This window comes from Enterobacter chuandaensis (assembly GCF_003594915.1).
Classification (GTDB): Bacteria; Pseudomonadota; Gammaproteobacteria; order Enterobacterales; family Enterobacteriaceae; genus Enterobacter; species Enterobacter chuandaensis.
The window spans coordinates 1-13169 of the sequence record NZ_QZCS01000005.1 but is presented as its reverse complement, the minus strand read 5'-3'; the positions used below and the strand labels follow the sequence as shown (position 1 = coordinate 13169).

General features: G+C 54.4%; 12 protein-coding genes, 1 pseudogene and 1 other annotated feature. Of the genes and pseudogenes, 2 read left to right on the top strand and 11 right to left on the bottom strand.

Going from position 1 to position 13169, the window contains the following annotated elements:
- Positions 1 to 22 precede the first annotated feature (22 nt).
- From yedF to trpL, 8 genes are all read right to left on the bottom strand, one after another.
- Positions 23 to 256: a sulfurtransferase-like selenium metabolism protein YedF gene (gene yedF, locus D5066_RS09645; protein WP_003856774.1), complete on the bottom strand. Its 234-nt coding sequence runs from the start codon at positions 254 to 256 to the stop codon at positions 23 to 25.
- Positions 253 to 1464, bottom strand: coding sequence for a selenium metabolism membrane protein YedE/FdhT (yedE, locus tag D5066_RS09640; protein WP_119915816.1), 1212 nt, complete (start codon positions 1462 to 1464; stop codon positions 253 to 255). Before yedE ends, yedF begins: the two co-directional genes overlap by 4 nt.
- A 179-nt stretch (positions 1465 to 1643) precedes the next feature.
- Complete coding sequence (gene trpA, locus D5066_RS09635; RefSeq protein ID WP_119915815.1) at positions 1644 to 2453, bottom strand: tryptophan synthase subunit alpha; 810 nt, start codon at positions 2451 to 2453, stop codon at positions 1644 to 1646.
- The gene (trpB, locus tag D5066_RS09630; protein ID WP_119915814.1) at positions 2453 to 3646 is read right to left on the bottom strand and encodes a tryptophan synthase subunit beta; all 1194 of its coding nucleotides are present in this window, start codon (positions 3644 to 3646) and stop codon (positions 2453 to 2455) included. The genes trpA and trpB overlap by 1 nt, the downstream gene beginning before the upstream one ends.
- Positions 3647 to 3656: 10 nt before the next feature.
- Positions 3657 to 5015 (bottom strand): bifunctional indole-3-glycerol-phosphate synthase TrpC/phosphoribosylanthranilate isomerase TrpF, encoded by a 1359-nt coding sequence (trpCF, locus tag D5066_RS09625; RefSeq protein ID WP_119915813.1) that lies wholly within the window; start codon positions 5013 to 5015, stop codon positions 3657 to 3659.
- 3 nt (positions 5016 to 5018) lie between these two features.
- Positions 5019 to 6614: a bifunctional anthranilate synthase glutamate amidotransferase component TrpG/anthranilate phosphoribosyltransferase TrpD gene (gene trpD, locus D5066_RS09620; protein ID WP_119915812.1), complete on the bottom strand. Its 1596-nt coding sequence runs from the start codon at positions 6612 to 6614 to the stop codon at positions 5019 to 5021.
- Positions 6614 to 8176, bottom strand: a complete 1563-nt coding sequence (locus D5066_RS09615) for an anthranilate synthase component 1 (protein WP_119915811.1) — start codon at positions 8174 to 8176, stop codon at positions 6614 to 6616. The genes trpD and D5066_RS09615 overlap by 1 nt, the downstream gene beginning before the upstream one ends.
- Positions 8177 to 8201: 25 nt before the next feature.
- Positions 8202 to 8295, bottom strand: a sequence feature (Trp leader region).
- Positions 8272 to 8316, bottom strand: coding sequence for a trp operon leader peptide (gene trpL / locus D5066_RS23325; RefSeq protein ID WP_106993556.1), 45 nt, complete (start codon positions 8314 to 8316; stop codon positions 8272 to 8274). (Overlaps the previous feature by 24 nt.)
- 139 nt (positions 8317 to 8455) lie before the next feature.
- On the opposite strand from trpL, the gene rnm reads away from it, so the two are divergent.
- On the top strand, positions 8456 to 9337 hold the full coding sequence (gene rnm, locus D5066_RS09605; protein ID WP_080329318.1) for an RNase RNM: 882 nt from the start codon (positions 8456 to 8458) through the stop codon (positions 9335 to 9337).
- Positions 9334 to 9954, top strand: a complete 621-nt coding sequence (locus D5066_RS09600; RefSeq protein ID WP_003856793.1) for an L-threonylcarbamoyladenylate synthase — start codon at positions 9334 to 9336, stop codon at positions 9952 to 9954. The genes rnm and D5066_RS09600 overlap by 4 nt, the downstream gene beginning before the upstream one ends.
- Before the next feature lie 389 nt (positions 9955 to 10343).
- On the opposite strand, the gene wcaA is transcribed toward D5066_RS09600, so the two are convergent.
- From wcaA to D5066_RS09590, 3 genes and pseudogenes are all read right to left on the bottom strand, one after another.
- Complete coding sequence (wcaA, locus tag D5066_RS09595; RefSeq protein WP_072201505.1) at positions 10344 to 11213, bottom strand: colanic acid biosynthesis glycosyltransferase WcaA; 870 nt, start codon at positions 11211 to 11213, stop codon at positions 10344 to 10346.
- A 33-nt stretch (positions 11214 to 11246) separates the two neighbouring features.
- Positions 11247 to 11549: pseudogene (locus tag D5066_RS23225) on the bottom strand (pentapeptide repeat-containing protein); the annotation flags it as partial.
- A 200-nt stretch (positions 11550 to 11749) separates the two neighbouring features.
- The gene (locus D5066_RS09590; RefSeq protein ID WP_119915810.1) at positions 11750 to 12328 is read right to left on the bottom strand and encodes a tyrosine-type recombinase/integrase; all 579 of its coding nucleotides are present in this window, start codon (positions 12326 to 12328) and stop codon (positions 11750 to 11752) included.
- Positions 12329 to 13169 lie beyond the last annotated feature (841 nt).

The following is a 13169-nucleotide window of genomic DNA, read 5'->3' as shown; positions in this document are numbered from 1 at the left end:
CCGAGGGGGCGCATATCGTTTATTACTTCTGAATCAAATAGCGAATGGTTGGCCCGTCCTGCTGAATATCCAGCACCGTGTAGCCATGGTTTTTTGCGTCCAGCGGAATGTTGTTGATGGATTGCGGACAATCGCTCACCACCTCCAGAATTTCACCTTTTTTCAGCTGCGGCAGCGCCTCAAGCGTGGCAACCGCCGGATACGGGCAGGGTTCACCGACCATATCCAGACGATAATCGGGAACGATCTCTTTCATGCAGCGTTCTCCTGCGTTTCAGTTTTGACGGCGGCGCGGCGGAAGAAGCGTTTCTCCTGTGCGACAACCAGTAAAAAAGCGACCAGCAGCAGGGCATAAGTCACCAGCAGGCCGCCGAGAGGACCGAAAGTGCTCAGCAGGTTGACCTTGTCCCAGTTCGTGGCGAGCACAGGGGACACGTCGTCCCAGTAGTATGCGAGGAGTGTGGAGCCAATGACATTTCCAAGCCCGACCCACCAGTAATGCACCTGTCCCTCAACAGCGCGATACATCCAGCCGGTTTCACAACCGCCCGCCAGTACGATACCGAAGCCAAACAGCAAACCGCCAATCACAGCGTTCGGGCCAGCCCACATGATCTTCGGCTCAACACCGAGCTGGACATAGCTGAAGATGCCAATAGCGCTCACCGCCATACCGGCAATAATCGCCTTCGCCATCATCGTCCGCCCGGTGATCCACATATCGCGAAACGCGGAGGTAAAGCAGATCTGCGCGCGTTCTATCAGCAGGCCAAAGCCAACGCCGAAAAGCATCGCCAGGCCGAGTTTTGGCTGATTCAACGCCGTGCAAATGGCCCATGCGACCATAGCAAAAAAGACCAGCATACCGAGGCGGAAGCGGCGACGCGCCTGATCGGGTTTCTGGGTTAACGGAGACGCGGCGCTGACTTTAGTCATTTTCACCGGAATGCGGAACAGCGGCAGCAGCGTGAATTTCGCCCCGAAGTAAGAGCCAATCGCGGTGGCTACGGCAAAGAACCAGGCATGAAGAGAGAACTGAGGAATGCCCGTAAAGAACGCGGCCAGGTTACAGCCCATCGCCAGGCGCGCACCAAACCCGGCAATTATACCGCCGACCACCGCCTGCATGATGCGTATACGGCTTTTTGGCATACGTAATTTTACGTTGTTTGCCCACAGCGCTGCTGCGAAACAGCCGCCGAACATCCCGATGATCATCATCCCGTCGATGCGGGTCAGCGGGGTTCCGTCCAGGTGAATGATTTTAAAGTATCCCCATTCCTCGGCATGTACGCCTGCGAGCTGCAGCAGTTGCCCACCCCAGCGGGTGAACTCGCCGGTCACGGCCCAGAAGGTGCCGGTAATCCCGAAATAATAAGTTGAAAGAATGCCTGCCGCGATGACGGCCGGAACAGGTGACCAGAACTTAACCAGGTAAGTCTGTTTGAAGGTATGCCATGACATGAAAAACCTCTGAACTCAGAAGGATTAATGCTAAAAAGAGTCCAGATCATACGCTTACGCGAAAGTTTGAAAAGCCATTCACACCGAAAATATCGACGGGATCAATTTTGCCATAACCCTTTGTTGCTCGAAGGGCAGGAAGGGGAACCGTCTGGCCAGGATGCCAGACGGTGGAGGGGTTAGGCTTTACGCGTTGCGGCTTTCATCGCCGTCACGAACGCTTTCAGCTCGCTCAGCATCTGCTCGGGCTTGTACACGTTCTTTTCGATGATCTTCACAATCGCAGAACCGGAGATGGCACCCGCTGCCTTCGCATCAATCGCCGCAGTGACCTGATCCGGGGATGAAATACCAAAACCCTGCAGCGGAGGTGCTGCATGGTACTCGGCCAGCTTCTCCACCAGATGATGCAGCGGCAGTGCTGCTTTATTCTCGGCACCGGTCACGCCTGCGCGGGAGAGCAGGTAGGTATACCCGCGCCCGTAGGAGGCTATCTGACGCAGCAGTTCATCATCGGCATTTGGCGGGCAGATGAAAATTGGCGCTACGTTGTGACGCATTGCCGCCTGGCGGAACGGTGCAGACTCTTCAACCGGCACGTCAGCCACCAGCACCGAGTCGACACCGACTCTGGCGCATTCGGCATAAAATTCATCAATACCGCGGCTGAAAACCAGGTTCGCGTACATCAGCAGGCCGATCGGAATGGTCGGGTGCTTCTGGCGGATCGCCGCCAGCATTTCAAAACACTGGGTCGGCGTAACGCCTGCCGCAAACGCGCGCAGGGTGGCATTCTGAATGGTTGGGCCGTCCGCCAGCGGGTCAGAGAACGGAATACCGAGCTCCAGCGCGTCGGCACCGGCTTCAATCAGGGTGTCGATAATCTTCAGAGACTGCTCAGGGCCGGGGTCGCCCAGGGTGACGAAGGGAACGAACGCGCCTTCCTGGCGGGATTTCAGTTCAGCAAATGCATTATCGTAGCGTTCCATCAGATTTCCCCTCGTGCTTTCAGAATATCGTGAACGGTGAAGATATCTTTATCACCGCGACCGGAAAGGTTCACCACCAGCAGCTGCTCTTTTTCCGGGTTCTCTTTCATCATTTTCAGCGCGTGCGCCAGGGCGTGGGAAGACTCCAGCGCCGGGATGATCCCTTCACTGCGACACAGCGTTTTAAAGGCTTCCAGCGCTTCGTCATCGGTAATGGAGACATAGTCCGCTCGGCCGATACTGTTCAGAAACGCATGCTGTGGCCCGACGGACGGGAAGTCGAGGCCGGCAGAGATAGAGTAAGACTCTTCAATCTGGCCCTCATCGGTCTGCATCATCGGGGATTTCATACCGAAGTAGATCCCCACGCGGCCATGCTTCAGCGGCGCGCCGTGCTCACCAGATTCAATCCCGTGACCGGCAGGCTCGACGCCAATCAGACCCACGGAGGTGTCCTCGATGAAATCGGCAAACATGCCGATGGCGTTAGATCCACCGCCGACGCAGGCGATAACCGCATCCGGCAGGCGACCCTCTTTCTCAAGGATTTGCGCTTTGGTCTCTTCACCGATCATGCGCTGGAATTCGCGTACGATAGTCGGGAACGGGTGTGGGCCCGCCGCGGTGCCGAGCATATAGTGCGCGGTGTCATAGCTACCGGACCAGTCGCGCAGAGCTTCGTTACAGGCGTCTTTCAGCGTGGCGGAACCGCTGTGCACCGGGATCACTTCTGCCCCCATCAGGCGCATACGGAACACGTTCGGGGACTGCCGCTCAACGTCTTTCGCACCCATATAGATGCGGCACTTCAGGCCGAGCAGGGCGCTGGCGAGCGCAGAGGCCACACCATGCTGACCTGCGCCAGTTTCGGCGATGATCTCGGTTTTGCCCATGCGTTTTGCGAGCAGCGCCTGGCCCAGCACCTGGTTAGTTTTATGCGCGCCGCCGTGCAGCAGGTCTTCACGCTTCAGATACAGCGTGGTTTTTGTGCCTTCGGTCAGGTTGCGGCATTTGGTCAGCGCCGTTGGACGGCCCGCGTAATTTTTCAGCAGGTCGGTAAATTCCGCCTGAAATGCCGGATCTTTCTGCGCGCTCACGAAGGCTTCTTCCAGCTGGCGCAGCGCGGGCATCAGGATTTGCGGGACGTACATCCCGCCGAACTCACCAAAATACGGGTTAAGTAATGTCGTCATCTTCTCTTCCTTAATATGCACGCAGAGTTTTAAACACCGAGGCCAGTTTGCTGGCATCTTTAATACCCGGCTCTGACTCTACGCCTGAATTGAAATCGAGGCCTGCGCAGCCGGTTTTCGCGGCTTCGACGCAGTTATCCGGGCTTAATCCACCCGCCAGCAGGACGTTGTCCAGTTTTTCACCGTTCAGCAGCGACCAGTCAAAGCGCTGGCCGGTGCCGCCCTGGCCGTTGTCGAGCACGTATTTATCAACATGATTCAGATTGCGCGCGGGCAAGGTGTCACCAACGCTCTGCGCTTTCCAGATCTGAATCTGAGGCGCGAGAACGGTACGAAGGGCATCGATATAAGCCTGATCTTCACTACCGTGGAGCTGCACCGCGGTCAGGGATAGCGCGTCGGCTTTTGCTGCAACGTCTGCAATATCTGCATTGCGGAATACGCCGACATAGCTGAGCGGGGCTGCCGCTATCACCTTACGCGCCTGCTCTTCGCTGACCGCGCGAGGGGATGAATCCACGAAAATCAGCCCGCCGTAAATGGCGCCCGCCTCATAAGCGGCAAGGGCATCCTGTTCGCGGGTTAAGCCGCAGACTTTATTTTCCCCCAGCAGCACGCGGCGCACGGCGGCGTTGAGATCGTCATGTTCCATCATGGCGGAGCCAATCAGAAACCCGTTGGCGAAGTGGCTCAGCTCGCGCACCTGGGCGTAGCTGTTAATGCCGGACTCGCTGATCACCGTGACGCCCGCACCCAGACGCGGCGCCAGCTGGCGCGTGCGGTTCAGGTCAATCGACAGGTCGCGGAGATCGCGGTTGTTGATGCCGACCACTTTGGCTTCCAGCGCGATGGCGCGCTCGAGCTCTTCTTCGTTACTCACTTCGGTCAGCACGCCCATGTTCAGACTGTGCGCCACGGCAGCAAGCTGGCGATACTGCTCGTCGTCCAGCACCGAGAGCATCAGCAGACAGGCATCGGCCTGGTAGAAACGCGCCAGCCAGATCTGATACGGGTCGATAATAAAGTCTTTGCACAGGATCGGCTGCGGCGCGATGCCGCTGACGATCGGCAGAAAATCGAAGCTGCCCTGGAAATATTTCTCATCCGTCAGCACGGAGATGGCCGACGCATGATGCTTATAAATACCGGCGATACGCGCCGGGTCGAAATCGTCACGAATAACACCTTTTGAGGGAGAGGCCTTTTTGCACTCCAGAATAAACGCGGTGCGCGCACCCTGCAGGGCGTCATAGAAACGACGGCTGCTTGGGACGACGTCATTCTGGAAACTGGCAAGCGGCTGCTCTGCTTTGCGTGCTTCCACCCAGATGGCCTTATCGGCAACGATTTTCGCTAAAACGGTCTGCATTCTTTACCCTCTTGCCGCAAGTGCGGTAACGCGATCGTAAGCTGCACCGGAGCGCAGTACATCCAGAACTTTTTGAGCATTGGCCTTCAGGTCTTCCTCACCGTGCAAACGCATCAGCATGGCGACGTTAGCAGCCACGGCGGCCTCATGTGCGGCCTCACCTTTACCTTGTAGTAAGCGCGTCAGAATGTCACGGTTTTCTTCCGGCGTACCGCCCGCCAGCGCTTCCTGATGGTACGGCGTTAAGCCGAAATCAGACGCTTCAAGCTGATAGCTGAGCACTTCACCGTTGTTCAGTTCAGCCACCAGCGTCGGCGCATGCAGCGAAACTTCATCCATACCACCGCTGTGCACCACCGCGGCACGCTTGTAACCCAGCACGCGCAGCGTCTCGGCAATCGGCAGCACCAGCTCAGGGCTGTAAACGCCAATCAGCGCCAGCGGGGGGTGCGCCGGGTTGATCAGCGGGCCGAGCACGTTAAACAGCGTGCGGGTTTTAAGCTGCTGGCGAACCGGCATCGCGTGTCGGAAACCGGTGTGATACTTCGGCGCAAACAGGAAGCAAACGCCCAGATCGTCCAGCGCTTCGCGTGAACGCTCGGCATTCATCTCCAGGTTGATGCCAAACGCAGCCAGCAGATCGGACGAGCCGGAACGGCTGGAAACGCTGCGATTACCGTGTTTCGCGACCTTCAAACCACACGCTGCGGCCACGAAGGCGCTGGCGGTGGAGATATTGATGCTGTTGCTGCCGTCTCCGCCTGTGCCGACAATATCGGCAAACTGATAGTCCGGACGCGGGAACGGGGCGGCATTCTCCAGCAGGGCGGTGGCGGCACCGGCGATCTCCTGCGGGCTTTCGCCGCGTACCTTCATGCTGACCAGCGCCGCCGCCAGCTGTTCAGGCTTCAGCTCGCCGCGTACCACGGCGGAGAAGAGCTGGTGGCTTTCCTGCTGGCTCAGGGTCTGCGCCTGATACAGTTTTTCCAGAATCGGCTGCAGGGTGTTGGTCTGCTCCAGCTTCTGTAACGCCCAGTCAAGGGTCTGCTCCAGCAGGCGGGCGCCATTGGAGGTCAAAATAGATTCCGGGTGGAACTGCATCCCGCAGACGCGATCCGCATCGTGGCGTACCGCCATCACCATGCCTTCAAACGAGGCGTTGATGGTCAGCCCGGCCGGAATGTTGCTGCCGACAAGCGAATGATAGCGCGCGACCGGGAGCGGGTTCGGCAGCCCGGCAAACATCGCCTGGCCGTCATGTTCAATGCTGGAGGCTTTACCGTGCAGGATCTCGCCCGCCTGGCCGACGTAACCGCCGTAGGCTTCCACGATTGCCTGGTGACCAAGGCAGATACCGATAATCGGCAGCTTGCCGCGCATGCGGGTCAGCAGCTCGGGCATACAGCCCGCTTCGCTCGGCGCGCCCGGCCCCGGGGAGAGCATCAGCACCGGGTTTTGCATGGTCGCCAGACGGTCAATCAGGGTCTGAGCCGGAACGTGGTTGCGATAGATAACGACGTTGTGGCCATTCGCACGCAGCTGATCTGCCAGGTTATAGGTAAAGGAGTCGATATTATCGAGCAGCAGAATGTCAGCCATCAGAAAATCTCCTGTGCGTGGTGTGCGGTAGCGATGGCGCGCAATACCGCGCGCGCTTTACTGCGGGTTTCATCAGCTTCAGACTGCGGAACAGAGTCGAGAACAATCCCGGCACCCGCCTGTACGGTAGCAATACCGTCTTCGACATAGGCGGAGCGGATTACGATGCAGGTATCCAGATCACCGTGGGCCGTGAAGTAACCCACCGCGCCGCCGTAGCTGCCGCGACGACGTCCTTCGGCGGCGGCAATCAGCTGCATGGCGCGCACTTTTGGCGCACCGCTCAGGGTGCCCATGTTCATGCAGGCGCGGTAGGCGTGCAGCACGTCGAGATCGTGGCGCAGTTCACCGACCACGCGGGAGACCAGATGCATCACGAACGAATAGCGGTCGACTTTGGTCAGATCCGCCACGTAGCGACTGCCCGGGGTGCAAATGCGCGCCAGGTCGTTACGCGCCAGGTCGACCAGCATCAGGTGCTCGGAAAGCTCCTTGTGGTCGGTACGCATCTCCAGTTCGATGCGGCTGTCCAGATCGCGGTCCAGCGAGCCATCGGCACGACGGCCGCGTGGACGGGTGCCTGCAATCGGGTAGATCTCAATCTGGCGGCTGGTGGCGTCGTACTTCAGCGAGCTTTCCGGCGAGGCGCCGAATAGGGTGAACTCGTTATCCTGCATGAAGAACATGTACGGGCTTGGGTTGCTCTTTTTCAGCACGTCGTAGGCTGCGAGCGGCGACGGGCAGGGCAGTGAGAAGCGGCGTGAAGGCACCACCTGGAAAATTTCCCCGGCGCGAATCGCCTTTTGCATCTGGCGAACCACGGCGCCGTACTGATCGTCGGTCTGGTTAACGTCGCAGGTCATTTTCTCCACCCGCTGCACCGGCAGCGCTGGCGGCTCTTCCGTCATCTGTTGCTGCAGCTGAGCGATGCGGTGCTCAAGACGATTTTTCTCAGCGGTCGATGGAGAGAACAAGCTAGCCTGAATGCGGGTGTATTGTTTCTGATGGTCGATCACCAGCAGGGTTTCGGCCAGATAGAAGCAGTAGTCCGGGCAGCGGTTGCCCTGCTCGGTTTCCGGCAACTCTTCAAAACCGGCGACCAGGTCGTAAGCAAACAGCCCGCCGAAGAACATCGCTTCGCGCTCATCTTCCGGCACGGTGACCAGGTTCTGCAGCAGACGGAAGGCATCGAAAACGGACAGGGAGCAGAGGCGCGCATCTTCGTCGAGCAACTGGCTCACCGGCGGGAAATGCAGAATACGCATGTCCGGGTGACGCTCGTTTTCAATGCCTGACGGCAGGGCGGTATCCAGCAGCGGCAGCAGCGATGCGCCATTCTCTGACAATGCCTTGATAGTGACGGTGTCACCTAAAGCGGTAATGCGCAGCGCACTGTCGACCAGCAGCAGACTCTTGAGATCGTCCTTGCTGTCGATATCGGCAGACTCCAGCAGCAGCGTTGCCGGACGAGCCCCGCACACCTGATGAAACAGCGCGGTCGGGTTGTGGCGATAGGCCGCCTCGCAGGTCAGCAGTTCGAGATGAGGTTTGGCTGTTTGCATGTTATTGTTCTCATTTATTCTGTTCAAAAAAAAGCCCGCTGGGTAGCGGGCGGGTATCTGTTTGCATTTCGCAGACGCGTGACACTGCCCGAAGATCAGGAAGTGCGCCACCAACCGTGCAGAGTGAAATGTGCCGTCATTTTCAGATACCTTTCTCGTGTGAACTTGCGTACTAGTTAACTAGTTCAATGGCGAGTTGTCAACCCTTGATTTCAGAATTTCACGTTAAGTCGGTATCATGGCGGTTTCGGATGTTTCCAACCTGTTATGGGAAGTGCTTTGAGCGATACCACCTACGCGATTATTTATGATTTACACAGCCATACTCAGGCCTCTGATGGCCTGCTGACGCCCGAAGCCCTGGTTCATCGCGCGGTTGAAATGCGTGTCGGCACGCTGGCGATAACCGATCACGATACCACCGATGCCATTCCGGCAGCGCGCGCCGAGATTGCCCGTAGCGGGCTGGCGCTGAATCTGGTGTCCGGCGTCGAGATCTCAACCGTCTGGGAAAACCATGAGATTCATATCGTTGGCCTGAACATCGATATAGAACATCCGGCACTGCTTGCCTTTTTGCAAGAACAAAAAACGCGCCGCAACCAGCGCGCGGAGATGATCGGCGAACGCCTGGAGAAGGCGCATATTCCGGGCGCGCTGGAAGGGGCGCAAAAGCTGGCGAACGGCGGGGCGGTTACCCGCGGTCATTTCGCCCGTTTTCTGGTTGAAGCGGGCAAAGCGACGACCATGGCGGATGTCTTTAAAAAGTATCTGGCGCGCGGGAAAACCGGATACGTTCCGCCACAGTGGTGTACAATAAAACAAGCTATTGATGTGATTCATCATTCTGGCGGTAAGGCCGTTCTGGCCCATCCGGGGCGGTATAATCTTTCTGCTAAATGGCTGAAAAGGCTGCTGGCGCACTTTGCCGAATGCGGTGGCGAGGCGATGGAAGTCGCCCAGTGTCAGCAGGCGCCCAACGAGCGCGCGCAGCTCGCAACGTACGCCCGCCAGTTTGGCTTGCTTGGGTCCCAGGGTTCTGATTTCCATCAGCCCTGCGCGTGGATCGAACTGGGGCGCAAGCTCTGGCTGCCCGCTGGCGTTGAGCCGGTCTGGCAGCTCTGGGAACAGCCGCAGCAAATTGAAGAGAGGGAAGTATGAGTCAGTTTTTCTATATCCATCCGGATAACCCACAGCCACGTCTGATTAACCAGGCCGTGGAGATCGTCCGCAAAGGCGGCGTGATTGTCTACCCGACCGATTCTGGCTACGCGCTGGGCTGTAAAATTGAAGATAAAGGGGCGATGGAGCGCATATGTCGCATCCGCCAGCTGCCGGACGGCCATAACTTTACCCTGATGTGCCGCGATCTCTCTGAGCTGTCGACCTATGCGTATGTTGATAACGTGGCGTTTCGCCTGATTAAGAACAACACACCGGGCAACTACACCTTCATCCTGAAAGGGACGAAAGAGGTGCCGCGCCGTCTGTTGCAGGAAAAGCGTAAAACCATCGGCATGCGCGTGCCGTCGAACCCAATTGCCCAGGCGCTGCTGGAGACCCTCGGTGAACCGATGCTTTCTACTTCGCTGATGCTGCCGGGAAGTGAGTTTACCGAATCCGATCCGGAAGAGATTAAAGATCGTCTGGAGAAGGTGGTGGAGCTGATTATTCACGGCGGTTATCTCGGCCAGCAGCCGACTACTGTAGTAGATCTGACCGAAGACGCGCCTGAAGTGATTCGTGAAGGCGTAGGTGATGTTAAGCCTTTCTTGTAAGGGTGTAAGCAGATATACTACGCGGCCATCAAAGCAGGGCTTGGCCCTGTTTTTGACCTGATTCGACGCCTGTGAAGGCGCACAAGATAAATATTAAATCTTTTGCAATCAATTAGTTAATGTGTCTCGGTTAATGGTTATTACCAGCTTGTGTGACAGCCATTAGCTACATCTCGACTCTCATCATGTATGTACACGTTTCCCTACCATTCCTGTCTTCGTTGGTACTGTTCCTTACTTGGTATTAATACGACAAATTGGAAAGCCTCATCGATTCTCTCGCTCAAAGACAACGCTCATTTGTCGAAATGATGCTTGATAGTAAACGCGAAGACTATCCCATCTGGAACAATACCTAACTGTAATTATCCTCTCATCATATGCACGTGTTAGAACTTCCTGTTCCGGAAGCTGGAATACATCATCAGATAGCGTTTCAGATTGCGTAATGTCATCAGATTCATTAGCGTTTGTGGTCGCATCCTTTTGTTGCGAATGTAGTACAGGGTGAAAAGCTGATATTTTTTACTCGATACGTCTAATTTTGCTTTGTGCTTCCGGTAAAAATCCAGATAACCTGAAAACTTACGTCCTGAGCAGGTGATGCGGACCTCACCGTGATTGACATATAGCACCTGAGTTATCACGTCCAGTTTGAAAGGATCGCCATAGGTTTCAGCCAACCGGTAGAATGCATCATAATCCTGAGCGGCGGTCAGGTGTTCATCAAACAGAACCTGCTGCATCCGGCTGGTTAAAGTAAGCATCTGGTTGCCGATAATGTTCCGCTTATCAAACAGGTTCTTTTTATAGGGAGGTTTAGGGTAAACCTGTAATTCATTAAGGTGCTTGTATCCGGTGCTGTCGCAAAGGTAATCATCAGCGTATAAGAAGCTGTGCTGTTGAAGTTTATGTTGGCAGGCAAGAAAGGAGGACAGGCGTGTCGGCAGCCATTCATCATCATCATCCAGACCCGTTATCAGATATCCCTTGGCCATTCGTATCGCCTGATTCCGGACGGCACAGGCTCCGGAATTAAATTCATTGCGGATGTAGGTAATGCGCGGGTCATTCAGATCGGCGATATAAGTCTGAAGTTTATCAAATGACGATGAGAAATCATCGATAATAATGAGTTCCCAGTGTGTATAATCCTGTTTCAATACTGATTGTATAGCCCTGATCGTCAGTGTTTCACGGTTCCAGGTAGGCATATAGACGGAGATGAGCGGTCGGGATGAAAGCGTGTCGCTGCTAATATCCACACGCTCTGTCAGTGCCCCAGTAAAAGTAGCTTTTTGTATGTCACTCCCTGAAAAGTCCACTCCGGTACAGTTCGCGTGACTGAAAATCGCCCCTTCCGTTTTACAGTGGCTGAGATTTGCCCCTTTCAGAGAGGCATATGAGAAATCGGCTCCCCGAAGATCGCTGAACGAAAGATCGCAACCCGATAAATTAATATTACGCAAGTTAAACCTCCTAAGATCCATAAACCGCAGGTCCGAACCTGCCAGATCCGACTGGTGACGAGGGTTCTTAAGGTCAATGTGATGATATTTCAGCAGTTTTTTTTGAATTCTATTTTTGCTGTTCATGTTCAGCTTACTGTGAGTATCGATAATAAATTAGGCTTGCAGTTAATCACTCCCCATATCATTCTGCAATTGTACCCATTCATTTTCAGAAATATTCCCAAAGATAAACTGACGTTATGTAACATTTGTTTATAGTCGTCTGGCGTTCGCCAAGGATGGCAAAACTGCCAACGTCAGCACATTCAAACTTTTCATGGTGATCACCATTCTAAAGAAAACTCCTCTGTTAAATCGTCCTGCACGTCCTGACCGTACCCGATGTAATACATGGTTGAACGTGGATCTGTCTGCCCCAGGAAATGGGCGATAGTTTCAATAGCTACTCCATTTTCGAATAGGATTCGCCCCCGACTTTTTCGCGGCGTATGGCAGCCCACGTTAGAGAATCCGGCTCTACGTCCCATCTTCCCAAATTCAGTGAATACCGTGTTACGGATTACTGCGTTGCCTTTACTACGTAGATCGCCCTTGCTAAAGATGAAATCCGTCTTCACTGGCATATCGGCTTGCTCTGCCTTACGTTGCGCTACGGCTGACAGCATCGCGGCTGTCACCTTTGGCCTCACTACGTTTCCGGTTTTCTCCTGCTTCACCTTAAGGTGAGATTGCCCTTCTACATCTTCGTACCGGAGTTTGAGCACATCAGAGATACGTAGACCGCTTTCATACATAAACACCCACAAGCAATAAAACAGGTTGCTTCTGGCGTTGCGCTGTAGCTCTGCTGCTACTGCCTTAACTTCGTCTGCACTCTTTAGCGCCTGACTAATACCTTTCATCTTTACCCCTCCTTATGTTCGTTTCGGTGAAAACATCATTGATCAGAAATTGATCATTTTCAACAGGTTGTACGATACGTATGGTTAAGAAGAGCACAAAATGATCAAAATGTGTGCGCGGTTGCTTGAGTTGCTTAACGGCGTGATCAAGGCCGCCCCAATTCTGCTGTCCGTCAGCACCGAATATCTGTAACAGATTGAAAATTAACAATAAATTCAATTTAGCCAATGATTCATGAAACGGTGGTTATGTCAAGAAATTTATTTTCGATGACGGGGAGTTACCCCTGTTTGCACGGCGAAGTGATGGAAAAGTGTACTGATTGAATAAAATCAAATAGTTACAAAATACACTTTACGAAAGTGTATCGAAGCGGGGCGAAATTGCACGATAGATGATAATGATTCTCATCTGGGTTTATTTCATAATGAAATGATTAGAATGCTAATGAATTGGCGGGTTTTGGCATGGAAAATCGATATTCAAATAAATTTGATAAAACATAAAAAGTCTTTAAGCACATTGCACCTATCATAAAAGTGCTCATTGTGGACAATGATCGCTGTGAGCCGCACGGCGCAAGGCTTTCGTATAAGTGATGAAAGATACTTTGAAAGTGAGAAAGGCGCTCAGATAGCGTTACAGGCGGGTTATTTAGAATAGATTAAGCATCGCTTTACCTGGGGTTTAGCGGGTATTTAGAATGTAATTAGCGTGGGATTATTCCGGCGCTATGGAGGCGAGTATTCGCTATTAACACGTAATCAGGATTGATGGAGGGTTAATTCTCCATAAAGTGGACTATACAATTTGGTATGCGCTGATCACGCGCATGGAAGA

Bases quoted from the DNA above. Each gene is read 5' to 3' on its own strand.
- yedF (WP_003856774.1), bottom strand. From the start codon at position 256: ATGAAAGAGATCGTTCCCGATTATCGTCTGGATATGGTCGGTGAACCC.
- yedE (WP_119915816.1), bottom strand. From the start codon at position 1,464: ATGTCATGGCATACCTTCAAACAGACTTACCTGGTTAAGTTCTGGTCA.
- trpA (WP_119915815.1), bottom strand. From the start codon at position 2,453: ATGGAACGCTACGATAATGCATTTGCTGAACTGAAATCCCGCCAGGAA.
- trpB (WP_119915814.1), bottom strand. From the start codon at position 3,646: ATGACGACATTACTTAACCCGTATTTTGGTGAGTTCGGCGGGATGTAC.
- trpCF (WP_119915813.1), bottom strand. From the start codon at position 5,015: ATGCAGACCGTTTTAGCGAAAATCGTTGCCGATAAGGCCATCTGGGTG.
- trpD (WP_119915812.1), bottom strand. From the start codon at position 6,614: ATGGCTGACATTCTGCTGCTCGATAATATCGACTCCTTTACCTATAAC.
- D5066_RS09615 (WP_119915811.1), bottom strand. From the start codon at position 8,176: ATGCAAACAGCCAAACCTCATCTCGAACTGCTGACCTGCGAGGCGGCC.
- D5066_RS09600 (WP_003856793.1), top strand. From the start codon at position 9,334: ATGAGTCAGTTTTTCTATATCCATCCGGATAACCCACAGCCACGTCTG.
- D5066_RS09590 (WP_119915810.1), bottom strand. From the start codon at position 12,328: ATGAAAGGTATTAGTCAGGCGCTAAAGAGTGCAGACGAAGTTAAGGCA.